Origin of the sequence: Algibacter sp. L1A34 (assembly GCF_009796805.1) — a bacterium.
In the GTDB taxonomy this organism is placed as follows: Bacteria; Bacteroidota; Bacteroidia; order Flavobacteriales; family Flavobacteriaceae; genus Algibacter.
Genome location: NZ_CP047029.1, coordinates 2,651,755 through 2,676,851, shown reverse-complemented (window position 1 = coordinate 2,676,851; position 25,097 = coordinate 2,651,755). Strand labels below are relative to the sequence as shown.

The 25,097-nt window shown below is 31.2% G+C and carries 25 protein-coding genes and 1 tRNA gene; 18 read left to right on the top strand and 8 right to left on the bottom strand.

Annotated elements, in window-relative coordinates; genetic code table 11:
• From GQR97_RS11435 to GQR97_RS11415, 5 genes are all read left to right on the top strand, one after another.
• Window positions 1–1,197 carry a primase-helicase family protein gene (locus tag GQR97_RS11435; protein ID WP_158848484.1) on the top strand — a complete coding sequence of 399 codons (1,197 nt, stop codon included), beginning with the start codon at window positions 1–3 and terminating at the stop codon, window positions 1,195–1,197.
• A 298-nt stretch (window positions 1,198–1,495) separates the two neighbouring features.
• Window positions 1,496–4,456: a type I restriction endonuclease subunit R gene (locus GQR97_RS11430; RefSeq protein ID WP_158848482.1), complete on the top strand. Its 2,961-nt coding sequence runs from the start codon at window positions 1,496–1,498 to the stop codon at window positions 4,454–4,456.
• Entirely contained in the window at window positions 4,449–5,696 is a 1,248-nt protein-coding gene (locus tag GQR97_RS11425; protein ID WP_158848480.1) for a restriction endonuclease subunit S, read from the top strand. Before GQR97_RS11430 ends, GQR97_RS11425 begins: the two co-directional genes overlap by 8 nt.
• Window positions 5,697–5,698: 2 nt before the next feature.
• Entirely contained in the window at window positions 5,699–7,054 is a 1,356-nt protein-coding gene (locus GQR97_RS11420; protein WP_233267527.1) for an AAA family ATPase, read from the top strand.
• Window positions 7,055–7,056: 2 nt separating this feature from the next.
• Complete coding sequence (locus GQR97_RS11415; RefSeq protein WP_158848476.1) at window positions 7,057–8,718, top strand: type I restriction-modification system subunit M; 1,662 nt, start codon at window positions 7,057–7,059, stop codon at window positions 8,716–8,718.
• A 188-nt stretch (window positions 8,719–8,906) separates the two neighbouring features.
• On the opposite strand, the gene GQR97_RS11410 is transcribed toward GQR97_RS11415, so the two are convergent.
• Window positions 8,907–8,980: transfer RNA gene (locus tag GQR97_RS11410), tRNA-Arg, on the bottom strand.
• Window positions 8,981–9,062: 82 nt separating this feature from the next.
• Here GQR97_RS11410 and GQR97_RS11405 point away from each other — a divergent pair.
• The 6 genes from GQR97_RS11405 (at window position 9,063) to GQR97_RS11380 (ending at window position 13,530) form a co-directional block, all read left to right on the top strand.
• Window positions 9,063–9,692: a Crp/Fnr family transcriptional regulator gene (locus GQR97_RS11405; RefSeq protein ID WP_158848474.1), complete on the top strand. Its 630-nt coding sequence runs from the start codon at window positions 9,063–9,065 to the stop codon at window positions 9,690–9,692.
• Between the two features lie 282 nt (window positions 9,693–9,974).
• Window positions 9,975–10,532: a YeeE/YedE family protein gene (locus GQR97_RS11400; RefSeq protein WP_158848472.1), complete on the top strand. Its 558-nt coding sequence runs from the start codon at window positions 9,975–9,977 to the stop codon at window positions 10,530–10,532.
• Window positions 10,533–10,534: 2 nt separating this feature from the next.
• Entirely contained in the window at window positions 10,535–10,948 is a 414-nt protein-coding gene (locus GQR97_RS11395; RefSeq protein WP_158848470.1) for a DUF6691 family protein, read from the top strand.
• Window positions 10,949–11,743, top strand: coding sequence for a sulfite exporter TauE/SafE family protein (locus tag GQR97_RS11390; RefSeq protein WP_158848468.1), 795 nt, complete (start codon window positions 10,949–10,951; stop codon window positions 11,741–11,743).
• A gap of 138 nt (window positions 11,744–11,881) precedes the next feature.
• Entirely contained in the window at window positions 11,882–13,294 is a 1,413-nt protein-coding gene (locus GQR97_RS11385; protein WP_158848466.1) for an MBL fold metallo-hydrolase, read from the top strand.
• Between the two features lie 29 nt (window positions 13,295–13,323).
• The gene (locus GQR97_RS11380) at window positions 13,324–13,530 is read left to right on the top strand and encodes a DUF2892 domain-containing protein (RefSeq protein WP_158848464.1); all 207 of its coding nucleotides are present in this window, start codon (window positions 13,324–13,326) and stop codon (window positions 13,528–13,530) included.
• An 81-nt stretch (window positions 13,531–13,611) separates the two neighbouring features.
• Here GQR97_RS11380 and GQR97_RS11375 read toward each other — a convergent pair whose 3' ends face one another.
• Together GQR97_RS11375 and prmA are read right to left on the bottom strand one after the other, a co-directional pair.
• Entirely contained in the window at window positions 13,612–13,887 is a 276-nt protein-coding gene (locus GQR97_RS11375) for an ATP-dependent Clp protease adaptor ClpS (protein ID WP_158848463.1), read from the bottom strand.
• Window positions 13,888–13,954: 67 nt separating this feature from the next.
• Window positions 13,955–14,791 carry a 50S ribosomal protein L11 methyltransferase gene (gene prmA, locus GQR97_RS11370; protein WP_158848461.1) on the bottom strand — a complete coding sequence of 279 codons (837 nt, stop codon included), beginning with the start codon at window positions 14,789–14,791 and terminating at the stop codon, window positions 13,955–13,957.
• Window positions 14,792–14,936: 145 nt separating this feature from the next.
• On the opposite strand from prmA, the gene GQR97_RS11365 reads away from it, so the two are divergent.
• The 4 genes from GQR97_RS11365 to GQR97_RS11350 all read left to right on the top strand — a co-directional run bounded on the left by GQR97_RS11365 (window position 14,937) and on the right by GQR97_RS11350 (window position 17,950).
• Window positions 14,937–15,518 (top strand): Crp/Fnr family transcriptional regulator, encoded by a 582-nt coding sequence (locus GQR97_RS11365; RefSeq protein ID WP_158848458.1) that lies wholly within the window; start codon window positions 14,937–14,939, stop codon window positions 15,516–15,518.
• A 79-nt stretch (window positions 15,519–15,597) separates the two neighbouring features.
• Window positions 15,598–16,518, top strand: a complete 921-nt coding sequence (locus tag GQR97_RS11360; RefSeq protein WP_158848456.1) for an alpha/beta fold hydrolase — start codon at window positions 15,598–15,600, stop codon at window positions 16,516–16,518.
• A 7-nt stretch (window positions 16,519–16,525) separates the two neighbouring features.
• A complete protein-coding gene (locus GQR97_RS11355) occupies window positions 16,526–17,011 on the top strand; it encodes a hypothetical protein (protein WP_158848454.1) in 486 nt (161 codons plus the stop codon).
• A gap of 96 nt (window positions 17,012–17,107) precedes the next feature.
• A complete protein-coding gene (locus GQR97_RS11350; protein WP_158848452.1) occupies window positions 17,108–17,950 on the top strand; it encodes a hypothetical protein in 843 nt (280 codons plus the stop codon).
• 219 nt (window positions 17,951–18,169) lie between these two features.
• On the opposite strand, the gene tpiA is transcribed toward GQR97_RS11350, so the two are convergent.
• The 5 genes from tpiA to GQR97_RS11325 form a co-directional block, all read right to left on the bottom strand.
• On the bottom strand, window positions 18,170–18,919 hold the full coding sequence (gene tpiA / locus GQR97_RS11345) for a triose-phosphate isomerase (RefSeq protein WP_158848450.1): 750 nt from the start codon (window positions 18,917–18,919) through the stop codon (window positions 18,170–18,172).
• Between the two features lie 76 nt (window positions 18,920–18,995).
• Complete coding sequence (locus GQR97_RS11340) at window positions 18,996–19,484, bottom strand: TlpA family protein disulfide reductase (RefSeq protein ID WP_158848448.1); 489 nt, start codon at window positions 19,482–19,484, stop codon at window positions 18,996–18,998.
• A 43-nt stretch (window positions 19,485–19,527) separates the two neighbouring features.
• On the bottom strand, window positions 19,528–20,601 hold the full coding sequence (locus GQR97_RS11335; RefSeq protein ID WP_233267526.1) for an ABC transporter permease: 1,074 nt from the start codon (window positions 20,599–20,601) through the stop codon (window positions 19,528–19,530).
• 33 nt (window positions 20,602–20,634) lie between these two features.
• Window positions 20,635–21,942, bottom strand: coding sequence for a BT_3928 family protein (locus GQR97_RS11330; RefSeq protein WP_158848446.1), 1,308 nt, complete (start codon window positions 21,940–21,942; stop codon window positions 20,635–20,637).
• Between the two features lie 147 nt (window positions 21,943–22,089).
• Window positions 22,090–22,632, bottom strand: coding sequence for a DUF1599 domain-containing protein (locus GQR97_RS11325; RefSeq protein WP_158848444.1), 543 nt, complete (start codon window positions 22,630–22,632; stop codon window positions 22,090–22,092).
• Window positions 22,633–22,767: 135 nt separating this feature from the next.
• Between GQR97_RS11325 and folP the strand changes: the two genes are divergently transcribed.
• From folP to GQR97_RS11310, 3 genes are read left to right on the top strand one after another with little or no spacing between them, the layout of a single operon-like run.
• Window positions 22,768–23,592 (top strand): dihydropteroate synthase, encoded by an 825-nt coding sequence (gene folP, locus GQR97_RS11320; protein ID WP_158848442.1) that lies wholly within the window; start codon window positions 22,768–22,770, stop codon window positions 23,590–23,592.
• A gap of 1 nt (window position 23,593) precedes the next feature.
• On the top strand, window positions 23,594–24,274 hold the full coding sequence (locus GQR97_RS11315) for a hypothetical protein (RefSeq protein WP_158848440.1): 681 nt from the start codon (window positions 23,594–23,596) through the stop codon (window positions 24,272–24,274).
• A 36-nt stretch (window positions 24,275–24,310) separates the two neighbouring features.
• Entirely contained in the window at window positions 24,311–25,096 is a 786-nt protein-coding gene (locus GQR97_RS11310; RefSeq protein ID WP_158848438.1) for a diadenylate cyclase, read from the top strand.
• Window position 25,097 lies beyond the last annotated feature (1 nt).

The following is a 25,097-nucleotide window of genomic DNA, read 5'->3' as shown; positions in this document are numbered from 1 at the left end:
ATGGAAAAGAAATATTTAAGAATTGGCACTACTTACTATAAAATAGTAGAAATGCCATTAAACAGCACCGACACAATAAAAATGCTTGTTCCATGGTCAAAGCAGGAAATAGGCATGGATTATGATAAAGAATATCTAAAGAATATTCCAAAGTATGATGGTTTTTGTTTGATACCGTCACATAATAACTACCAATCTGGTATAAATGGTTTTTATAATAAATATGAAAAGCTAGAGCACAATATAAGCAATGGTCTTTTTCCAAACACAGAAAAATTCTTAAAGCATATTTTTGGTGAACAATATCAAATAGGCTTGGATTACTTCAGTATTTTATGGGAAAATCCGACACAAGTATTACCAATTTTATGTCTTGTTAGTAATGAGCGTAATACAGGGAAAACCACTTTTATTAATTGGGTGAAATTAATATTCCAAAACAATATGACCATCAATAATAATGAAGACTTTCGAAGTCGATTTAATTCGGATTGGGCATCAAAACTAATTATTGCCGTCGATGAAGTATTACTAGACAGAAGAGAAGATAGCGAACGATTAAAAAACTTAGCTACTGCCAAAACTTACAAAAGTGAAGCTAAAGGCAAAGATAAAATCGAAGGTGGTTTTTTTGGAAAATTTATATTATGCTCAAATAATGAAGAAAACTTTGTTTATATCGACAATTCTGAAATAAGATATTGGGTCCGTAAAATAATTCCCTTTGATTTATCCAAAGACGATCCAAATCTTTTAGAGTCATTAAAAAAAGAATTACCTTATTTCATTAACCACATTAAAACCAGAACAATATCATGTCCTAGAAAAACAAGAATGTGGTTCACCAAAGAGCAGATCTATACAAGTGCTTTAGCGGTATTAATGAATGGCAATAAAACTTTTATCAACAAAGAATTAGAGCAAATTATATCCGATGAGTTTTTACAGTTTGATACCGAAGAATTAAAATATTCTATTGGCGATTTGGTTGAAAAACTAAGTAAAAACAACATTAGAACAAGCTCTTTCAAAGTTTCAGAACTTATAAGAAGTATATATAAATTAGAACCTAAAAACAGTACATATATAAAGCATCACATGTCTTTATCTATAGCAAACAAGCCTATTGTAGAAGAAAGCATGCATAAAGGACGTCATTATACTTTTACAAAAGAATTGTTTGAAAATCTAGGTTGATTTGTTGAGTAATTACTGTAACGCCATGCTAGCTGGCATTTACGGTAAAAACACAAAAGCAACTATCGAGCAACAATTTAAACTAAATGCATGTTGACAGTTTGTTTCTTCAATGTTTACTATTAATCCATCGAACACCTGTACTTCAGCGAATCTTTGCAACAAACAACACCTATTTGTGTGTTTTACAAATTGTAACGCAACTCAAAAAATTTATAAAAAGTAAATGAGGTAAACAGTAACACTAAACCAAAATATATTTATATTTTTAACAGTTCAATATCTCGATATAAAATTAATGACCAAAGAACAACAAATAGAAGAAGAATTAATCGAAAGATTATCAGATTTAAAATATACGTATCGTAAAGATATTAGAACAAAGAGTGCTTTAGAATTGAATTTCAGACAGAAGTTTGAAGCATTGAATAGAGTGAAATTAACTGATGCTGAATTTGATAAGTTATTAACTGAAATTATAAATCCAGATGTATTTAAATCTTCTAATCATTTAAGAAAAAGAAATACATTTATTAGAGAAGATGATACGCCATTACATTACACATTAGTTAATATAAAAGATTGGTGTAAGAATGATTTTGAGGTAATTAACCAACTTCGAATGAATACAGAAAATAGCAATCATAGATATGATGTTATTTTATTAATTAACGGAGTGCCAGTTGTACAAATAGAGCTAAAAACCTTAGAAATTAGTCCTAATCGTGCTATGCAACAAATAGTAAACTATAAAAATGATATAGGTAACGGATATACCAATTCGTTAATGTGCTTTATGCAGTTATTTATTGTTAGTAATCAATCTAGGACTTTTTACTTCTCTAATAACAATAACAAACACTTTGCTTTTAATGCTGATGAACAATTCTTACCTGTATATAAATTAGCAAGGAAAAACAATTCTAAAATAGATGGTTTAGAAGAGTTTACCGATAAATTTTTATCCAAGTGTACCTTAGGTGAAATGATTAGTCGCTATATGGTGTTAGTAGAAACTGAGCAAAAGATATTGGTAATGCGTCCATATCAAATTTATGCAGTAAAGGCTATTGTAGATTGTATAGAACAAGATAGAGGAAACGGATATATATGGCACACTACAGGAAGTGGAAAAACACTAACTTCTTTTAAGGCTTCTACACTTTTAAAAGATAATGATGATATTGAAAAATGTTTATTTGTCGTAGATAGAAAAGATTTAGATAGACAAACAAGAGAAGAATTTAATAAATTTCAAGAAGGTAGTGTAGAAGAAAATACCAATACAAAAACATTGGTAAAAAGAATGCTTTCTACAGATTATGCAGATAAGGTAATTGTAACAACTATTCAAAAATTAGGTTTAGCGTTAGATACTAAAAACGATAAAAACTATATAGAACATTTAGAGCCATTAAAAAACAAGCGAGTAGTTTTTATTTTTGATGAGTGTCACCGTTCACAGTTTGGAGAAAACCATAAAGCTATTGTAGAGTTCTTTCCTAAAGCACAACTATTCGGTTTTACAGGAACACCTATTTTTGAAGAAAATTCAAGCTATAAAACAATTGAAGGAGAAACTGCATCTTATAAAACTACAGAAGATGTTTTTCAAAAAGAATTACACGCATATACCATTACAAACGCAATAGAAGATAAAAATGTATTACGTTTTCATATTGACTATTTTAAACCAGAAGAAAAAGTAACAGTAGGTGATGATTTGCACAAGTTAGCAGTAGCAAAAGCCATAATAGATAAACACGATAAAGCAACACATTACAAACGTTTTAATGCGGTATTTGCTACAGCTTCTATAAATGATGCTATTCAATATTATGAAACCTTTAAAAAGCTACAAGCAGAGAAAGTAAAGGAGAATGAAGATTATAAACCTTTACAAATAGCGTGTGTATTTTCACCGCCTGCTGAGGGTAATAAAGACATACAACAAATACAAGAGGATTTACCACAAGAAAAAGCTGATAATACAGTAGAACCAAATAAAAAGAAAGAAGCATTAAATACTATTATTGCAGACTATAACACTCAATACAATACAAATCATAGAATAAACGATTTTGATTTATACTATCAAGATGTTCAGCAACGTATAAAAGACCAAAAATATACAAATGCAGATTATGCTCACAAAAATAAAATTGATGTGATGATAGTGGTAGATATGTTATTAACTGGTTTTGATTCTAAGTATTTAAATACATTATATGTTGATAAAAACTTGAAGTATCACGGTTTAATACAAGCCTATTCTCGTACCAATAGAGTTATAAACGATACTAAACCTTATGGTAATATTTTAGTATTTAGAGACCAGGAAGAGGAAGTAAATAAAGCAATGATTCGTTTCTCTGGTGCTAAAATAGAAAAGGCTAAAGAAATTTGGTTAGTAGATGCAGCACCTAAAGTAATTGCTAAATATAAAGATGCAGTTGTTAAATTAAACCAATTTATGCAGGCTAAAGGTTTAGACTGTTCGCCTTCAGAAGTAAGCAATTTAAAAGGAGATGAAGCACGTGCAGGTTTTATAAATGCATTTAAAGAAGTACAACGTTATAAAACACAATTAGACCAATATACTGACTTACAAGAAAAACAAACCGAAACAATTGAAGCGTTATTACCAGAGGATGATTTACGTTCCTTTAAATCGGTTTATATAGATACAGCAAAACGTTTACAAGCAGAACAAAGTAAAAAAGGTAACAAAGCATCAGAAGATGTACAGCAATTAGATTTTGAATTTGTATTATTTTCTTCTGCTGTAATAGATTATGATTATATAATTGGTTTAATAGCAAAATACACGCAAGACAAACCATCTAAGCATAAAATGACACGTGAGGAATTAATAAATTTATTAGGCTCTAGTTCCAATTTAATGGACGAGCGTGAAGGTATCATTGCTTACATAAATACTTTAGAAGTCGGTAATGCCTTAAATGAAAAAGAAATACGCTTAGGTTATCAAAAATTTAAAGATGAAATATCTGCAAAAGAAATACAAGATATTGCAGATAAACACAGCCTTACAGAAGACAGTCTAAATGCTTTTATATATGAGATTATGAACCGTATGATTTTTGATGGAGAAAAACTAACTGATTTATTAGAACCTTTAGAGTTAGGTTGGAAAGATCGTAGAGTAAAAGAATTAGCATTAATGGAAGACTTAGTACCATTATTAAATAAAATAGCTTTAGGGCGTGAAATAGTAGGATTAAACGCTTATGAATAAAGAAATACAAATAGTGTCCAAATTACGCTTTCCTGAGTTTAATGAAAAATGGGGTTTTGATGAACTTCAAAACTTATCTCATAGAGTTATGGTTGGTATTGCTAGTGCGGCTACTCACGCATATAGAGATAGTGGGGTTATTTTATTTAGAAATCAAAACATAAAAGATGAGGGTCTTGATGTATCGAATATACTTTATATTGATGAAGACTATGAAAAAGCTCACAAGAACAAAAGGTTAAAGGGAGGTGATTTACTCACAGCAAGAACAGGTTATCCAGGAACAACTTCTGTTGTTCCATCAGAGTATAAGGGAGCACAAAGTTTTACTACTTTAATCACTAGACCTAAAAACAAACTTATAAACTCTTTTTTCCTATGTTATTATATTAATTCAGAACAAGGTCAAGCGTTTTTTGAGGCAACAAAAATAGGTGGCGGTCAAAAAAATGTAAACGCTGGTTCTCTTTCTGTAATGCCAATACCATTTCCATCACTAAAAGAACAACAAAAAATAGCTAATTGCCTATCGGCATTAGATAGTCTAATAACAGCAGAAACAGAAAAACTAGTAAATTTAAAAGACCATAAAAAAGGTTTATTACAACAGTTATTTCCTGCTAAAGGAGAAACCAAACCACAATTTCGTTTCCTAGAATTTATAAATGATGGAGATTGGGAAGAAGCTACTTTAGGTGATGTATCTTATTATGAAAACGGTAAAGCTCACGAAAAAGAAATTTCTGCAACTGGAAAATATAAAGTAGTAAACTCAAAGTTTATTTCAACAGAGGGTAGAGTTGTAAAGTTTACAGATTCTGCAAACTTAAAAGCAAATGTAGGTGATATTTTAATGGTGTTAAGCGATATTCCAAACGGTAAAGCAATAGCAAAATGTTTTTATGTAGATAAAGAAGATACGTATACAGTAAATCAACGTATTTGTAAAATTACACCAACTGATATTGATAACAAATTTCTGTTCTATATTCAAAATAGAAACTCGTATTTCTTAGCTTTTGATGATGGTGTTAAACAAACTAATCTTAGAAAAGATACGGTTTTATCATTTCCATTCTTAAAACCTAAAGCCCCTAAAGAGCAACAAAAAATAGCTAGTTGCTTATCTAGTGCAGATGATTTAATAGAAGCACAAAAAATAAAAATAAAAACCTTAAAAAAGCATAAAAAAGGCTTGATGCAGAAGTTGTTTCCTAATGTAAATGAGCTAGCGGTATGAGTATGGAAATAATACAAAGAATAGAAAAAGAAGCTTATCAAAAAAAAGTATTGAATAAGCCAAATAAAAAAGAATTTGAACGTTTCTATAAAGTGATTTTTGATGATAAATATCTCTATGATAATCAAGAGCTAGTTTATAATTTAAAAGATGGTTTAAGTGAAGAAGAGATAGCTAATGTTGTTTTTATGCTTAAGTCAGTTGGTTTTTTACCTTTTGAAGCTTTAGAAGAAATAAGTAAATATATTAGAACGTTAGAAAATAAATACTTTTTACTTTTTGCTTATAATGGTACAGGGAAAACCAGATTATCAATGAGCTTTAAAGACGAGGCTAAACAAAATGGTAATGCTGACACTTTATACTTTAATGCGTTTACAGAAGATTTATTTACTTGGGATAATGACTTAGATAACGATGAACAAAGAGTTTTACTTTTAAATAAGGATTCAGAGTTTTTTGGTAGTAGAGATGTTTCAAGTTCTGACGGCAAAAGACTAATTGAAACTTTAGATATTGACAATAAGATACGTGCTTTGCTAAATCGATATGCAGACTTTAATTTTTTAACTCTATTTGATTACGAAAAAGTAGACGAAAATGATGATAATTTATATTGGGCGGTTAAATTTATACGAGAAGAGTTAGTTGATGATACAACTGAAAATATTGATTTTATTAAAGTGTCAAGAGGTGAAGAAAATATTTTTATTTGGTGCTTTTTTCTAGCTATTTGCCAATTAGCAATTGATGGAGAAGAAAATTATAATTGGGTAAAATATATTTATATCGATGATCCTATATCATCATTAGATGACAATAATACTATAGCTGTTGCAAGTCATTTAGCTCAAATGTTGAAAAAGGAAGGAAATAATGTTAAAACAATTATTTCTTCTCATCACACTTTATTTTTTAATGTGATGTGTAACGAGCTAAAAAATACCAACAAATATTTTTTGAGTAAACTAGGCGATGCCAATTATACGTTAACTAATACATCAGACACACCTTTTTTTCATCACGTTTCATTAATAAAAGACTTGCATAATGCAGTTGAAACAAATGTTTTATATACATATCATTTTAATATACTTAGAAGTGTATTAGAAAAAACGGCTTCATTTCATGGCTTTAAATTCTTTTCTGATTGTATTAAGCCATTAGAAGATGATGAAGATAAAGTTCTTTACACAAGAATGGTGAATATATTAAGTCACGGTAACTATTCGTTATATGAACCAAGAGAGATGTTACCAGAAAATAAGCAATATTTCAAACAAATATTTAATGACTTTATTACAAACTATCAGTTTAACCCTGAAATAATACCTGCCCTTACAGTAGAATCAAATTAATTATGACAGCAAAACAAAAACAAGAAGAATTAGGAAAAGCACTTTGGGATATAGCTAACGATTTAAGAGGTGCAATGAATGCAGATGATTTTCGTGATTATATGCTATCATTTCTATTTTTACGTTACTTATCAGATAATTATGAGGGTTCTGTAAAAAAAGAATTAGGTTCAGATTATCCTAAATTAGACAAAGAAGATAATCGTACACCCCTTTCAGTTTGGTATGAAGCTAATCCAAATGATATAGAACCATTTGAAAAACAAATGCGTAGAAAAGTGCATTATGTTATCGAACCAAAATATTTATGGGGCAGTATATCAGAATTGGCACGTACACAACATACAGATTTATTAAGCGACCTTCAAGATGGATTTAAACATATCGAAAATGATTCGTTTGACAGTTCTTTTAAAGGCTTATTCTCAGAAATAAATCTAGATTCAGAAAAACTAGGTAAAACCTACACCGACAGGAATAAAAAGCTATGTACCATTATTAAGAAAATATCAGATGGCATTGCAGAATTTTCAACCGATAGCGACACGCTTGGTGATGCATACGAGTATTTAATTGGTGAATTTGCAGCAGGTTCTGGTAAAAAAGCAGGAGAGTTTTATACACCACAACAACTGTCTACAATCTTATCAGAAATTGTAACCTTAGATAGTCAAAACCCTAAAGCAGGTAAAAAGAAAAAATTAAATAGAGTTTTAGATTTTGCTTGTGGTTCAGGTTCTTTGCTTTTAAATGTAAAAGATAAAATTGAAAAACAACCAGGAGGAGGAACAATAAGCAGAATTTACGGTCAAGAAAAAAACATAACAACATACAACTTAGCACGTATGAATATGTTGTTACACGGTGTAAAAGATTCAGAATTTGAAATATTTCACGGAGATACTTTAAAAAACGAATGGGATTTATTAAATGAAATGAATCCAGCTAAAAAAACAACCTTTGATGCTATTGTAGCAAATCCACCATTTAGTTTACGTTGGGATGCATCTGAAGCAATGGGTGAAAATTTCCGTTTTAAGAATTATGGTTTAGCACCTAAATCAGCAGCAGATTTTGCTTTCTTATTACACGGTTTACACTTTTTAAGTGATGAAGGTACTATGGCTATTATTTTACCACACGGTGTTTTATTTAGAGGAGGTGCAGAACAACGTATAAGAGAAAAATTGTTGAAAGATGGTAATATAGATACAGTAATTGGTTTACCTTCAAATCTATTCTTTTCAACGGGTATTCCAGTATGCATATTAATATTAAAAAAATGTAAAAAAGACGATGATGTTTTATTTATAAATGCAAGTGAGCATTATAAAAAAGAGAAACGACAAAACATTTTACGTGATGGAAAAGTAGACGGTGTTATAGATGTCAAAGAACCTAATGACATTAAGAAAATAGTTGATACCTATATGAATCGACCAGAGAAACCTGTAGAGCGTTATGCTCGTAGAGTATCAATGGCAGAAATTGAAAAAAATGATTTCAATCTAAATATATCACGTTATGTAAGTACAGCTAAAGCAGAAATTAAGATTGATTTAAAAGAAGTGAATGAAAAACTGGTTGATATAGAAAAGAAATCAGCAAAAGCATTAAAAGAACATAATGGATATTTAGAAGAATTAGGTTTGGATACTATTTAGATTCTATTATAGATCAATACCAATACTACATAAAAAGACCACATTTATAAATTCCTTATGAGTGTGGTTTTATTCCTTAAGTAATCTGCCATCAAATATGAATGGCTTAATCTTAGATTTTCTGCAAATTTTCTGCAAACAAGAAATAAAAAAAGCTCCCAATCTCTTGGAAGCTTTATTATCAGTAGTGACCTCGACTGGATTCAAACCAGTAACCTCTTGAGCCGTAATCAAGTGCGCTATTCAGTTGCGCCACGAGGCCGTTTTTACGTGGGTGCAAATATACATACTTTATTAAAACATAACCAAATTTTTTTTCAAGTTTTTTATGTTTATTTTTGAATATGGCAAAAGCACTATTACAAGAAAAATTCAGAGACATCCTAGACCAAGATATTTTAAAGGAAATCTTAAAAGTCGGTCTCTTTAAAACCTTCCAAAAAGACGACATCATAATAGACATCAATCAAACCCTCCAATACATCCCGTTACTCCTAAGTGGCAACATAAAAATACTCCGCGAAGATGCCAATGGCAACGACCTTCTCATATATTTTCTAGAAACCGGAGAAACCTGCACCATGTCGCTTACCTGCTGCATGGGCACTACAAAAAGCAAAATACGCGCTGTAGCCGAAACCGACTCTAGCCTCGTTCTCATCCCCGTAGAAAACATGCAAACCTGGTTCCATACTAACCACAGTTGGAGAAATTTCATCCTCGAAAGCTACCAATCACGCTTCAACGAAATGCTCGAAACCATAGACAACCTCGCCTTTCTAAAAATGGACCAACGCCTCCACAATTACCTCCTCAACAAAGCCAACCTCAGTGGCACCAAAACAATAATAGTAAAACACCTAGACATCGCCGAAGACCTTCACACCTCGCGTGTCGTAATTTCTCGACTCCTAAAACAGCTCGAAAATGAAAACAAAATAAAACTAAGTCGTAACAAAATAGAAGTCCTTTAAAAACTTTGGGCGCTACCCGAAAAGGGTCGGGCTATCCGCTACAAGTCCTCACACGCCCAATTACCATTGGGCCTGCTGTGGGCTTTCCACTACTATCCCTAGCGCGGGCAAAACCGCCCACAAAACACCTCAATTCAAAGAAAAGAACTACCTACATCCTTTTCATAGAAAACCCCACTTAACACCCTGCCTCAAAACCATTTAAACCATTACGCAATTCAAAGTAACATTTATTACAAAACATCCCGAACCAAGGCCATATCTTTGTTCTAAATATAAAAAATGCAAATACTATTAAATCCTTGGCCATGGTATGTATCGGGTCCTTTAATAGCCTTAGTTATGGCGCTACTACTCTATTTCGGAAAAAACTTCGGAATGTCATCAAATCTACGCACACTTTGTGCCATTGGTGGAGCAGGTAAATTTTCCGATTTTTTCAAATTTAAATGGAAAGATCAACTATGGAACCTAACCGTAGTTTTAGGCGCCATAATTGGCGGTTTCCTAGCCACCCACTATCTATCTAACGATAATCTAATGGATTTAAATCCAAAAACCGTTACCGAACTTCAAAATATGGGCTTCCAAAACGCAGGCGCATCACTTTTACCAAACGAGCTTTTTAGTATCGAAGCCTTAAAATCTCCAAAAACATTAATAATATTAATCATTGGCGGTATACTCGTAGGTTTTGGAACACGATACGCTGGCGGATGCACATCTGGCCATGCCATAACAGGACTTAGCAGCTTACAAAAACCATCATTAATTGCGGTAATAGGCTTTTTTATTGGAGGATTAATTATGACGAACCTAATTTTACCATTAATATTCTAACTATGAAATTTATAAAATTCTTATTGGTCGGTATCCTTTTTGGTATTATTTTAGTGAAATCCGAAGCCGTTTCATGGTATCGTATTTACGAAATGTTTCGTTTTCAATCCTTTCACATGTACGGCATCATAGGTACAGCTGTTGCGTGCGGTATCCTATTCTTACAAATTTCTAAAAGAGGACATATAAAAAGTTTAAAAGGTGCAGATATTTATGTCCCAAAAAAGGCAGATGGCTTTACAAATTATATTATTGGTGGAATCATTTTTGGTTTAGGTTGGGCCCTTATTGGTGCATGTCCTGGCCCAATGTATATTCTTTTAGGCACAGGCGTTTCTAGCATGCTAATAGTTATTGCTGCAGCTATAATAGGTACATTTCTTTACGGAATCTTAAAAAACAAATTACCACACTAAATGGAAACAACACAAATTATAGGCTACATAGGTGCTCTTATTGTTGGTCTAGTACTAGGCTTAATTGGAGGAGGAGGTTCTATATTAACCGTACCTTTATTAGTCTATTTATTAGCTTACAATCCTGTAGTTGCTACAGCATATTCATTATTTGTTGTAGGCACAACTTCTCTCGTTGGAACTTTACAAAAATTTCGAGAAGGCTTAGTCGATGTAAAAACCGGGCTAGCCTTTTCGTTTCCTTCGTTTATTGCCGTGTATTTATCACGTCGCTACTTAGTACCAAATATTCCCGAAACGCTTTTTAATGTTGGCAATTTCATCATAACAAAAGAAATGAGTATCATGGTCTTTTTTGCCATAATCATGCTTATCGCTTCGGTTTCTATGATAAAAAAAGGAAAACAAGAAGATACCATTAGTTCAACCAAACAACCCTACTACAAAACCTTTGTTCAAGGTCTAATCATTGGTACAATTACAGGTTTAATAGGTGCAGGTGGCGGATTCTTGTACGTACCAGCTTTAGTGCTTTGGGCAAACATCCCTATGAAAAAAGCCGTAGGAACCTCTTTAATTATTGTAACTATAAATTCGCTTATTGGTTTTACAGGCGATATGCAAACCTTAGATATAGAATGGACGTTCCTATTAACTTTTACGGCTATATCTATTCTCGGTATTCTTTTAGGTTCCTATTTATCCAAATTTATTAGCGGAAGCAAACTAAAAAAAAGTTTTGGCTTTTTTGTGCTCTTAATGGCCATCTACATTCTGTACAAAGAGCTTAAATAGCTTATGTAATATTTGTGACGTAGCAAAAAATGAAAGTTTATTAATTTTGAACAAGAATACATCTAGATTTCTTTTAATATATTGAAATCTAAAAAAATAGAAAAAAATCCTTTTATTAGGAAATAAAAATATTACAACATGAAAATAGAACAAATATATACAGGTTGCTTAGCTCAAGGTGCGTATTACATCGAGTCTAAAGGCGAAGTTGCCATTATAGACCCTTTACGCGAAACGCAGCAATACGTTGATAAAGCAAACAAAGAAAACGCAAAAATAAAATACATTTTCGAAACACATTTTCATGCAGATTTTGTTTCTGGTCATGTTGATTTAGCCAAAAAAACAGGAGCAACTATCGTGTTTGGACCAAATGCAGAAACCGACTATAAAGCTTATATCGCAAAAGATAACGAAACATTTAAAATTGGAGACCTTACAATAAAAGTATTGCATACTCCAGGACATACCTTAGAATCTTCAACTTATTTACTAATTGATGAAAACGGTAAAAATCATGCTATATTCTCAGGAGACACGCTTTTTTTAGGCGATGTTGGCCGTCCTGACCTAGCAATAAAATCCGATTTAACAAAAGAAGATTTAGCAGGTATGTTATTCGACTCACTTCGCAACAAAATTATACCTCTTGCCGATGATGTTATTGTATATCCAGCGCATGGTGCAGGCTCGGCTTGTGGAAAAAACCTAAGCAAAGAAACTGTTGGTATTTTAGGAGACCAGAAAAAAACTAATTATGCCTTACGCGCCGATATGACACGTGATGAATTTATAAAAGAAGTTCTTGATGGCATTGCTCCTCCTCCACAATATTTCGCAAAAAATGCCATGATGAATAAATCTGGCTATGATAATTTCGAAACCATTTTGAAAAAAGGAGATACCCCGCTTTCTCCCAAAGCTTTTGAAGCTATGGCAAACAATGAAGATGCTTTGGTTTTAGATGTTAGAAATGAACAAGATTTTATAAACGGGCATATACCGAACTCTATATCTATTGGTATTCAAGGTGGATTTGCGCCTTGGGTTGGTGCATTAATTACCGATTTAAAACAACCCATTCTACTTGTTGTTCCAGAAGGAAAAGCACAAGAAACAGTAACTCGATTATCTCGTGTTGGTTATGATAATACATTAGGCTATTTAGAAGGTGGTATTGAAAGCTGGAAAGCTACAGGAAAAGATATTGAAACTATAGACTCTATCTCTGTTGATGAATTTTCTAAGCGTTTTAATACTCAAAACATTCAGGTTTTAGATGTTAGAAAAGATGGCGAATACCAATCGGAACATCTAAAAGGAGATAACGTTAAACATTTTGCGTTAGACTTTATAAACGATAATATGAACATCATTGATAAAAACCAAACATACTATATTCACTGTGCTGGTGGTTACCGCTCTGTTATAGCAACATCTATTTTAAAAGCACGTGGTTTTAATAATTTAATTGATATTGCTGGTGGTTTTGGAGCTATTAAAAATTCTAATTTACCAACCACAGATTTTGTTTGCCCAACTACGCTATAATCACTTAGCTAAAATTTAAAATGAAAAAAATGAAAAAAAATATAGGAACTGCCGATAAAGGCATCAGAGTAATTATGGGAATTGCCATTGCATTACTATACTATTTTAATATTATTTCGGGAACTTTAGCTTTAATTTTAATGGCAGTTGCCCTTATATTATTAATAACCAGTTTTATAAACTTCTGCCCGCTTTATAGTATTTTCAAAATAAGCACAAACAAAAAAGTAAAATAAAGAGAATTATATTAATAGCAAATAAAAAGACCTTACATAAAGTATATGAAAGGTCTTTTTTAATATTATTTATTTTTAGCTTTATACTAATTCGGCACTTAATCCCGCTTCAAGAAGCATGGAACAGCGTGGTTTCAGCTCGTCATACAAACCTGTTTTAACTGTACATTTCCCTTTGTAATGAACTAGCATAGCACATTGTTCAGCTTGTTCTGGTGTATGCTCACAAGCATAAATTAATGTATCAATAACGTGATCGAAAGTATTTACATCATCGTTATGTAAAACAATCTCGTTTTGAGTTAAAACTTCTTCTTCTAGTAATAATTCTTCGAATGTTTTTTCTTGTGTACTCATAATTTATACTTTGTCTTTCTTATATTTTTCCTAACGAAAAATACTTAGTTAACATTTAAATATGTTACTAATTTAAAAATTTTAACGATACCCAATTGTTTCTTTCCAACTTTTCTTCAAATTTTAACAAATATTTTTCACATTCGGCTGTTATTAACGGGATATCTTCAGCATAAAATCCGCTTAAAAATAACATACCGTTTTTGTTTAAACAAGATGCATAAACAGCCATATCTTGAAGTAAAATATTTCTGTTAATGTTTGCTATAATTACATCGTAGCTTTTATCTTTTAAAACAGAGGCATCTCCTTCAATAACCGTAATATGTTTAGAATTGTTACGTTCTACATTTTCTAAACTATTTAGGTAACACCAATTATCATAATCTACAGCATCTAATGGTTTAGCTCCTTTCATTTCGGCTAGGATTGCTAAAACACCTGTACCACAACCCATATCTAAAACCGATTTATTAGTCAAATCATTTTTCAAAACATGCTGAATCATCATATGTGTCGTTTCATGATGTCCCGTTCCAAAACTCATTTTTGGTTCAATAATAATATCGTAAGTTGTATCTGGTTTTTCATGAAATGGTGCACGAACAGAACAAGCATCATCAACAATTATTGGGTTAAAATTCTTTTCCCATTCTTCATTCCAATTGGTTTGTTCTATTTCATCGAATTCAAAAGTAATCTCAAATTCATCAGAATCTAATATTTGAATATCGTTTAAAATATCTGCATTCCATTCTTCTTTTTGGATGTATGCGGTAACGCCGTCTTCGTTTTCTACAAAACTTTCGAAACCTGCGTAACCAAGCTCTGCTATTAAAATTTCAACTCCAGGTTGTAATGGGGTTACTTTAAAGTAGTAACCGATATAAATGATGTTTGACATGTAACTTATTTAGAGTGCAAAGTTACGTGTAATTTCATTAAATTAATAGTTCTCTTCTTTTTTTGCTAAATTCGTTTAAAATAGAATTTACAATATCTTATTACCTTACTCTATTTAATAATTCTTATTAATTATAAAAAATAAAATGCACATCAATCAACTAGTTAAATACTTAGAAAACTACGGTACCCTAACGAGTGAAGACAAGCAGTATTTAACAAATCTCGTTAAGATAAAAGAATATAAAACAGGCGATATGTTTTTACAATCTGGTAAAATAGCACAAGAAGTTGGCTTTATTATTGAAGGTGTATTCCGATACTTTTTTTACGACAATTTAGGAAATGAAATTACTTCGTATTTTATGTCGGAAAATCAATTTGTTACCAATGTGACTAGTTTTAACGAATATTCAATGAGTTCTGGATGTATTAAAGCAGAAACAAATTGCAATGTTTTAATTATTGATAGAAAATCGTGGGATTTATGCTGTAAAAATATTACCAATTGGAATTCTATAATTGCTACAGTTACTTCTAAAACACTATTAAAAAAAACTAATTTTCAACGCCAATTAATAAACCAAGATGCAAAATCTACCTATTTAAGTTTTCTAAAAACAAACCCATCCATTATTGCTAGAGTACCCCAAACTCATATTGCTTCTTTTTTAGGTATTACAAAATTCTCTTTAAGCAGAATTCGTAAACAAATATCGAAAGAATAACATTTGTTGTCAAATGGCAACACTTACTAATTGTATCCTATAGATATTTGCAACAGCGTATTAAATACAAAATGTTATTATGAAAAAAATATTAAAATTAATTGCTGGTATCATAGGTCTTTTAATTCTTGGAGTTGCATTAATTTATTTCTTTATTCCTAAAAAGTTAGTCGAATTTTCGAATTCTCAAAACGCCAATGCCGCTCATTTAATATCTAAAACAATACTAATAGATGGTTATAACATACATTATTACACGAACAACAATATATTGGCTAAAGATACATTAGTATTGCTTCACGGTCTTGGAGATGATAAAAACAGCTTTGTACAATCTGCTAAGTTTTTAACCGATAACTACTATTTAATACTTCCAGACCTTTTAGCTTCTGGAGAGAACAAAAAAGAAAAATCTTTAGATTTAAGTATTAAGGGACAGGTAAAATTTTTAAACACCTTTTTAAGTGATTTAGGAATACTCCGATTCAATTTAGCAGGAAACTCCATGGGAGGCCATATTGCTGCGGCTTACGCTATTGCTTACCCTACGCAGATAAAATCACTAATTCTTGTAAATGCACCAGGTGTAAAACTAGACAACCATATTGTTTATACCGGATTTGGTAAAATTTTACAGAATGAAGCAGATTTAGACAAGGTACTTTCACGTGTTTTTTATAAAACCCCTATTATACCTCGATCCGTAAAAAAACTATATATAGAGCAAATAAATGACAGTCGTGATTTTTTAAATAACACCATTATTCCACAAATAAAAAACGGTGCGTATTTTGATTTAAAAGATGAAATAAGTGAGATTAAGGCTCCTACATTAATTCTTTGGGGAAAACATGATAAGGTGGTAAAATTTAATGTAGCCGAATATTATAGAGATCATATTACAAATTCAGAATTAAAACTAATAGAAAACGCATCGCACTCTCCACAACTGGAAGTACCAGAATTGGTGGCAAAAAATATATCGATTTTTTTAAAATAAAAGTAACATGGAAGATCTTTTAAATGAATTTTTAAAAAGTGAAAAAGCATTGTTTTTATTCTCCGGAATAATTGGTGTAGTTTCCTTAATCATAGGTGTTCTATTTCTAACATTCGCCAATCATAAAAGTTTTGCTATAACCTTGATAGTACTCGGTGTATTAGAAATAGCTACTATGTTCCCTACTTACCTTAATTACCAACAAAAAATAGAAAATAAAACATCTATTTATAAAAACAACGAAACCAATTTCGTAAAAACAGAATTAGCAGAGTCTCAAAAAGCTCTAAAATCTTTTTTTAAACTGAAATTGATTTATGGAATTTTAATTGTAATCCTAATTTTCGGTATGTCGTTTTTAGGTGAAAAATCAATGTTCTTCGGAATATGCTCCGCTCTAATTTTACATTTAGCTTTTGCTATTACTATTGATAATTTTGGAGAGAAATATACAAAACATTATTTAACCGAAATATCTGCCTTTATCAAATAACGGCACAAAATATATTTAAGATTAAATTCATTTGTTGTCAAATGGCAACACCAGCCGCTTCTGCTCATTTTATCTTTATATAAAAGAAAAATAATCATGAAAAAACTCACCACAAAAAACCAACATTTAGTAAAAGCACAGTTATACAGATGGTACCAATTGTATGAACGCCCAATGAACGAAAAGCGCATTAGCAATCAACTAGAAATGCTAGACGAAAATATTATCATGATAAACCCAACAGGCAAAATTAAAGGCACTGCAGCTTATCCTGAACGACTAAAAGGTTATGATGGTTGGCAAAACGCACACCATATTAAAAACATTAATGTATCACTGCTAGGTGATAATACTTTAGGATTAGAAGTAGATTTACACTATCAAAATATTAAACCCAATGGAGAAAAGCAAAGTTATGCGTTAAAATATAAAGATGCACGTTTAGAACGAACCACAGATTCTCTTCCAAAATTCACGCGAATTGAAATTATTCCTGTTGGTGCTACAGAAGAAGATTTTGAAGATGCTTACCCAACAAATAGAACAAAATCTTTAATGTATTATTGGATTGCTTTAATGGAAAACCTAGACGGAAATGTTAATCCTTTTAAAGAATTATTGGCCGACAATTTTATCTTAAATTTTTCTACTGAAAGCAAAATAACTACAATTACTAAGCTTGAAAAATGGCTAAACGGAACTCCTAAACAATTACAAAACAGCGAACATAAACCTAAGAATTTTTCGGTAAAAGAAATTATGGAAAATGAATTTGAAATGACTGTCGAATTCGATTGGAAAGGTAAAACAAAGGAAGGTCAACATTTAGAAGGAACCACAAAGCATATTTGGTATATTTTAGATAATCCTGACGATAGATTTGCAAAAATATTAAAGGCAGATGTTATTCAGATAAATCCATTAAAAGCAGCAGAGTAAGTAATATAATTTACAGGTAATTGTGCGAATGTAATTGATACTATAAAAAAGCAACTAGTTTTAAAAATTCCATAATCATTGATTTTAATTAATAGCCAACGGCAAGCTTTCTAAAATTAAAAACAAATAGTAAAGGGTATTCTTTGAATTATAAAAAACTCAAGGAATACCCTTTTTATACTTATATAAAAATTGGTTTAAAAAACCCTTTTAATCTACTTAAAATGCATTAACAATTGCGAAAAAATCGTCAGCATTAAGTGCCGCTCCACCAATTAAACCACCATCTACGTCTGGTTTAGAGAAAATTTCTTCAGCATTTGCAGGTTTAACACTTCCTCCGTAAAGAATTGAAACCTCATCGGCCACATCATTCCCGTACTTATCGGCTAATGTTTTTCTAACAAATGCATGCATATCTTGAGCTTGCTCTGGACTTGCAGTTTCTCCTGTTCCAATAGCCCAAACAGGTTCATAAGCCAATACAATACTTTGAAAAGCAGATGCTTCTAAATGAAATAAAGCATTCTTTATTTGGTTACCAACAATTGTTTCTTCATTTCCAGATTTTCTATCTGCCAATTCTTCACCAAAACAGAATATAACACGCATACCTTTCGCTAAAGCTGTATCTGTTTTTTTAGCTAACAACTCATCGGTTTCATTAAAATACTCACGACGTTCACTATGTCCTAAAATCACGGTATTAACACCAATACTTTTTAACATATTTGCGCTAATTTCACCTGTATAAGCTCCATTTTCTGCAAAATGCATATTTTGTGCAATAACTTCGATATTAGAATCTTTTAAAGCGTCGTAAGCCTGAAATAAATTGGTAAAGGTTGGTGCTACCATTACTTCGGCATTAGAGGTTGTTGTTTGTTTTTTTAAAGCAGTTATTAACGCTTCTGTTTGCGCTAAATCGTTATTCATTTTCCAATTCCCTGCTACAATGTTTTTTCTCATGGTTGCCATTTAACCTTCCCAAAAGGAAAGGACTATTTTATTAATTAATAATTGTTGTTTTCTCCTGCTAAAATAATCAATTTTTCACAGCTTTTAGCAACTTATCGTCATCAGCTTCAATAACATTAAATACAACGATTTCGCCAGCTTTATTAATCACCAAATATCTAGGAATCCAACTTATATTTAAAAAATCTGCGAAATCGCAATCTTTTCCGTTTGCCATAAAATAATGATCACCAACAACCTGATATTTTTCAATACCACGTTTCCATGCGCCTTGTTCTCTATCTAAAGATAAAAACACATAAGCTAGATCTGGATTACTGGCTTGCAACGCTTTAACCTTAGGCATACCTTTTATACAGTCACTACACCACGATGCCCAAATATCGATAACAATGGTTTTCCCTTTGTGTTTATCGAGTATACTTTGAAATGTAGCCTCTGTACCATTTAAGGTAATAAAAGTGTCATTTAAAGCTTCCGTAGAAAATTCTTTTGGTTCGTCTTTACAGCTTAAAAAGCTAATTAATAAAATGAAAATATATTTAAATTTGTTCATAAAAAAGGGTTTATAAATGTTTCCGTTTTCACGGAATAAAATTTTATTTTAATTTGACTTTTGGATCTAACCAAACATAAATTAAGTCGACAAAAATATTAATAATTACAAATAAAACGGCTATTACTAAAACAGCTCCCATAATAACGGGTAAATCTAGTGTATTTAAGGCGTTTACTATTTCTTTTCCGAGTCCGTTCCAACCGAAAATATATTCTACAAAAACGGCACCAGCTAGCATGGAAGCGAACCAGCCAGATATTGCTGTAACGACTGGGTTTAATGCGTTTTTAACAGCATGTTTTTTTATAATTTGAAATTCACTAAGCCCTTTAGCCCGAGCTGTTCTAATATAATCTTGGTTAAAAACTTCGAGTAAAGAATTTCTCATAAGCTGAATAACTACCGCCAACGGACGGATACCTAAAACCACGGCTGGAAGTATTAAGTTTTTCCATTTTATGTGCATTGCTTCTCCAAAATCATCTAATTCATAAAGACTGCCCGTCATTTCTAAATGGGTGTATTTATGCAACACAAACCCAAAAAACCAAGCGAATAGAATGGCGCTAAAAAACGAAGGCACACTCATACCTAATGTACTAAATATCTGAATAATTTTATCTAGCCATTGGTCTTTATACAACGCAGAGACAATACCCAAAATAACCCCTAAAATTATAGCTATTATAATAGCCGAAACAGCTAAAACAAATGTATTTGGTAAAGTTTCTCCCAGTACTTGGCTTACTTTTTTACCTTGTTTTGTAAACGATTCTCGTAGATACGGAAATTTTAAAACCGTTGTAGTATTTCCAATAGTAAATAGCTTGCTAGCAGAGTATTTTCCTTGTCGCAAAAAAGTATAATCTTCTTTTTGATTTGAATGAAAAGATATAGGCAGTAAATCGTTTAAATAATATAAATACTGTGTTCCTAAAGGTTTATCGAAACCATATTTGTGCTTTACTGTGGCTAGTTGCTCGCTATCTTCATTTTGCCCTAACATCATTTGAGCTGGATCTCCAGGGAGTACATTAAATAAAAAGAAAATAACAGTTACTACTCCAAATAACGTAAGGATGGCGTATGCAATTTTATTTATTAGGTAGCTCAAATTGGTTATTGGATAAATATTGATTTAAATAAATTACTTTTTCAAAGTTACTTTTACTAAACTTGTAAAACCACTATGATTGACTTGATTTATAGAGTCTAATTCTATATTACTTTCTTTAAAGACATTCACCGCTTCTATAGTTTCGGTATCTAAAGCTTCTACTTCTGTTTTAGTAGACATATCTCCATCTATAAAATATGCGATATTTTCAACTTTTACTGGTTCGGGAGCTCTTTCTACTTTAGGCAGTTTTAAATCGTCCCAATCGTTCCAATGTAATTTTTGTTTAATGGTTCCTTTATCCAACTCAATAATTCCTGGATTAGAACGCACTACTGTTTTAAGAGCTTTTTCATCACATAAATAGAACTCGAAATCTATATTATAAGCTTCTTTTATACGTTGCTTAACATCATTACCAGAAGCTGTTAAACCTATAATTTTATAGCCATTTCTTCTTGCTTCATCTTGCAGAGCTTTTAACTTTACTGCTCCACCGCGCTCCATACTTTCTAAATTATAAGATATGACTATTAGTAAATTATCTTCATTTAGGAATTTAGTAGTTAAATCTTCATCTTCAGATTCAATCGAAAAATCATAAATTGGTGGTTCATATCCTGCGGAAATTTCTTTTGTGTCAACACTTATAAAATCACCTTCTACCGTTGGGTAAGAGCCATTAGTTGTTATTATTTTTTCTTCGCCGTTAACTTTAAATTTCCAATAATATTCTGTTACTGGTTTTGCTGCATCTTCGGGCACACTCATACCTTCTTGAATGTTTGCTCCTATTTTGTAAGCCCTAAAGTCGATTGTAGGTAAGTGCATTAACACATGGTAACCAAACCATAAACTAAGAATAAAACTTAGTAATGCTAAAACAGTTGTTCCTAAATTTCCGAAAAGCGGTTTTATATGTTTTACTCCAAAAAACAGGATAAGAACAAAGAATAGCAATACAATATCTTTTGTAAAGGTTCCCCATGGTGTTAATTTTAAAGCATCTCCAAAGCACCCACAATCTTTTACTTTATCAAAATACGCCGAATAGAAAGTTAGAAATGAGAAGAAAACAATCATTAAAAGTAAACTCCAAACTGTAAATTTTGGTTTATAACCAATGAGAAGAAACACACCTAAAACAACTTCAAACACTACAACTAAAACAGAAACCATTAAAGCATATGGTTCTAAAAACGGAAGATTTAAAACATCTGGGCTAAAATATTCTGCTAATTTATACGAAAACCCTAACGGATCATCCAGCTTTACAAATCCAGATATAATAAATAAAACGCCAACGAATATACGGCTTAGGCTTACTAAAATTTTCATGCTTACTACAATTTTAAGGTTCACATAATACACCTTGATAAAGTGATTTTATGTGTTTACTGTTTTTTATTCTAATTGAATTAAAATTATCTTCTAAGCTTTAGATTGTCTTAGCTCGAGACTTAATAATTTATTTTTCTTTTAAATTTATTCTCCTTGATTTATATGAATCATCGCAAAAATGGCGTAATTAATCATATCTTGATAATTAGCATCAATACCCTCACTAACCAAAGTCTTCCCTTTATTATCTTCAATTTGTTTTACACGAAGTAATTTCTGCAAAATTAAATCTGTTAAACTACTCACACGCATATCTCGCCAAGCTTCCCCATAATCATGGTTTTTATTTTCCATTAAAGTTTTTGTTATGGAAATATGCTTTTCGTACAATTCGGTTGCCGCCTCTGTAGATAAGTCTGGTTGCTCAACTACACCTAGTTCTAATTGAATAAGAGCCATAATCGAGTAGTTTATTATACCAATAAACTCACTAACCTCACCTTCATCCACCTTTCTAACATCATTTTGCTGCAAACTTCGAATACGTTGTGCTTTAATAAAAATCTGATCGGTTAAAGAAGGCAAACGTAATATGCGCCATGCACTACCGTAATCGCTCATTTTTTTTATAAATAAACTTTTACAAGTATTTATGACGGCATCATATTGTTTTGAAGTATCTGGCATGTATCAATTATATTTTGTGTAAATTTCGCTTAAATTGTTCAAAATTCAAAAGTTTTCAGGAGGAAGTTTGACGTTACAATTTTAAAGTTTTACGTTTGATATTTAATATCGAAAATATTGAGATTATAACAAGTTATGACCATTAATTGCAAAGGAACACTTATTGATTTATCATCGCCAAAAGTGATGGGTATTTTGAATTTAACACCCGACTCTTTTTACGATGGCGGACAGCATAAAAATGAAAAATCTATACTGAAACATGCCGAAAAAATGCTTTCTGAAGGTGCAACTTTTATCGACATTGGCGCTTACAGTTCTCGCCCAAATGCCGACCATGTTAGTGAAAAAGAAGAGTTAAAACGTATTTTACCAATTGTAGGTCTTCTTTTGAATGAATTCCCAGAAACCTTAATTTCCATTGACACCTTTAGAAGTGAAGTTGCTAAACAATCTATTGAAGCTGGTGCAGCAATAATCAACGATATTTCAGCAGGAATGCTAGATAACAATATGTTGCAAACAGTTGCTAATTTACATGTGCCATATATTATGATGCATATGCGCGGCACACCACAAACCATGCAAAAACAAACCAATTATGATAATTTGATAAAAGATATTTTATTCTATTTTTCTGAACGATTAGCGACTACAAAACAACTAGGTATTGTTGATGTTATAGTAGATCCTGGTTTTGGTTTTGCTAAAACTTTGGAACAAAATTTTGAATTATTGAATAAATTAGAATTATTCAACATGTTAGAAAAACCTTTGCTTGTTGGTGTATCTAGAAAATCTATGATTTACAAAACACTGAATAATACAGCTAAAGAAGCCTTAAATGGCACTTCTGTTTTAAATACAGTCGCTTTACAAAAAAACGCCTCTATTTTACGTGTTCATGATGTAAAGGAAGCTATGGAAACTATTAAACTTATTAAATCTTTGAATGCTTAAAATGAAACATATACTTATCCTTTTTATAACATTTTGTTTTTTTTCCTGTGGAAATGAAAAAGTACTGCAGTTACCAGAAATTAATCATTCTAAAATCACGGATATCGATGATATTTCTCCCGCCTATCTTTTTTATGATTTAGAAAAAGATAGTATTGAATTAAATAGACAAAACCTAATTAGCACAACCAATTGGCTCGTAAATGTTGATAAACGCTTAACATTGAAATTAGTTATTCCGCAGATAAAATTTCTTCAGAATAAAAAGAAACGTGCTGGTCATAAAAAAGAAGGTATAAAAAACTATTATACTTGTAATGATACAAGCCGAAAGAATTTAGGTTTCATAGAGTTTACCGAAACGGTTTATCATGAAGAAACAAGTGCCAATTATTTATCGAAGCTTTCAAATATAAATGACTCGCAGAATTCCATTACCATAAATTTTGATAAAAACAACAAAATCACAATTGTGAATGGTGTCTTAAAATCTAATATTTCAAATTCAACCAAAGAAAACTTGTTAATAAACTTAAAAAAACTCGATACCTTAAACGGAATTATCTTTTTAAATTTTGATGAAACCTTGAATTTCCAAGATTATATTTCATATAAATCATTAATTGAAAAAGCAGATTTAACAGAAACTAAAATATCGAACAACGAATTTATTTTTAATTAACTCTAATTTACTAAATTTACAAAAACACTTTTACCATTGGAAATTTTTAATGACCTCTTAAACTTTAAAATTGTTGATATTATTGATGTAATTCTGGTAGCAGTGCTACTCTACTACGTTTATAAATTAACACGAGGCACGGTTGCCATCAATATTTTTATAGGAATTATTATCATTTATTTTGTTTGGAAACTTACCGAATTCCTTCAAATGGAATTACTTAATGGTATTTTTGGCGGCTTTATGAAAGTGGGAATTATTGCTTTAATTGTCGTCTTTCAGCCAGAAATAAGGAAATTTTTATTAATGGTAGGTTCTACCAATTTTAATGGTCGACGTAAATTTTTACAACAATTTAAATTCTTAAAAACAGAAACAAATACCACTACAGATGTTGATGTTATACTGTCTGCTTGTAACAAAATGGCAATGTCTAAAACTGGCGCCTTAATTGTTTTTGAACGCAGCAATAATTTAGATTTCATTGCTGCTTCGGGAGATGAAATGAATATAAAAGTAACTCAACCTATTATAGAAAGTATCTTTTTTAAAAATAGCCCATTACACGATGGAGCCATTATTATAAATGATAATATCGTAAAAGCGACACGAGTTATTCTTCCTGTAAATAATGAGAAAAATATTCCTCAACGCTTCGGACTACGTCATAGAGCTGCTATTGGAGTTACCGAAAAAACCGATGCTTTAGCTCTTGCTGTAAGTGAAGAAACCGGACATATTTCTTATTTTAAAGATGGTGAATTTGTTGTTTATAAAGATAATAATGAACTTAGTGCTATTATTAAAAAAGATCTAGCTTAAT

Bases quoted from the DNA above. Each gene is read 5' to 3' on its own strand.
- GQR97_RS11435 (WP_158848484.1), top strand. From the start codon at position 1: ATGGAAAAGAAATATTTAAGAATTGGCACTACTTACTATAAAATAGTA.
- GQR97_RS11430 (WP_158848482.1), top strand. From the start codon at position 1,496: ATGACCAAAGAACAACAAATAGAAGAAGAATTAATCGAAAGATTATCA.
- GQR97_RS11425 (WP_158848480.1), top strand. From the start codon at position 4,449: ATGAATAAAGAAATACAAATAGTGTCCAAATTACGCTTTCCTGAGTTT.
- GQR97_RS11420 (WP_233267527.1), top strand. From the start codon at position 5,699: ATGGAAATAATACAAAGAATAGAAAAAGAAGCTTATCAAAAAAAAGTA.
- GQR97_RS11415 (WP_158848476.1), top strand. From the start codon at position 7,057: ATGACAGCAAAACAAAAACAAGAAGAATTAGGAAAAGCACTTTGGGAT.
- GQR97_RS11405 (WP_158848474.1), top strand. From the start codon at position 9,063: ATGGCAAAAGCACTATTACAAGAAAAATTCAGAGACATCCTAGACCAA.
- GQR97_RS11400 (WP_158848472.1), top strand. From the start codon at position 9,975: ATGCAAATACTATTAAATCCTTGGCCATGGTATGTATCGGGTCCTTTA.
- GQR97_RS11395 (WP_158848470.1), top strand. From the start codon at position 10,535: ATGAAATTTATAAAATTCTTATTGGTCGGTATCCTTTTTGGTATTATT.
- GQR97_RS11390 (WP_158848468.1), top strand. From the start codon at position 10,949: ATGGAAACAACACAAATTATAGGCTACATAGGTGCTCTTATTGTTGGT.
- GQR97_RS11385 (WP_158848466.1), top strand. From the start codon at position 11,882: ATGAAAATAGAACAAATATATACAGGTTGCTTAGCTCAAGGTGCGTAT.
- GQR97_RS11380 (WP_158848464.1), top strand. From the start codon at position 13,324: ATGAAAAAAAATATAGGAACTGCCGATAAAGGCATCAGAGTAATTATG.
- GQR97_RS11375 (WP_158848463.1), bottom strand. From the start codon at position 13,887: ATGAGTACACAAGAAAAAACATTCGAAGAATTATTACTAGAAGAAGAA.
- prmA (WP_158848461.1), bottom strand. From the start codon at position 14,791: ATGTCAAACATCATTTATATCGGTTACTACTTTAAAGTAACCCCATTA.
- GQR97_RS11365 (WP_158848458.1), top strand. From the start codon at position 14,937: ATGCACATCAATCAACTAGTTAAATACTTAGAAAACTACGGTACCCTA.
- GQR97_RS11360 (WP_158848456.1), top strand. From the start codon at position 15,598: ATGAAAAAAATATTAAAATTAATTGCTGGTATCATAGGTCTTTTAATT.
- GQR97_RS11355 (WP_158848454.1), top strand. From the start codon at position 16,526: ATGGAAGATCTTTTAAATGAATTTTTAAAAAGTGAAAAAGCATTGTTT.
- GQR97_RS11350 (WP_158848452.1), top strand. From the start codon at position 17,108: ATGAAAAAACTCACCACAAAAAACCAACATTTAGTAAAAGCACAGTTA.
- tpiA (WP_158848450.1), bottom strand. From the start codon at position 18,919: ATGAGAAAAAACATTGTAGCAGGGAATTGGAAAATGAATAACGATTTA.
- GQR97_RS11340 (WP_158848448.1), bottom strand. From the start codon at position 19,484: ATGAACAAATTTAAATATATTTTCATTTTATTAATTAGCTTTTTAAGC.
- GQR97_RS11330 (WP_158848446.1), bottom strand. From the start codon at position 21,942: ATGAAAATTTTAGTAAGCCTAAGCCGTATATTCGTTGGCGTTTTATTT.
- GQR97_RS11325 (WP_158848444.1), bottom strand. From the start codon at position 22,632: ATGCCAGATACTTCAAAACAATATGATGCCGTCATAAATACTTGTAAA.
- folP (WP_158848442.1), top strand. From the start codon at position 22,768: ATGACCATTAATTGCAAAGGAACACTTATTGATTTATCATCGCCAAAA.
- GQR97_RS11315 (WP_158848440.1), top strand. From the start codon at position 23,594: ATGAAACATATACTTATCCTTTTTATAACATTTTGTTTTTTTTCCTGT.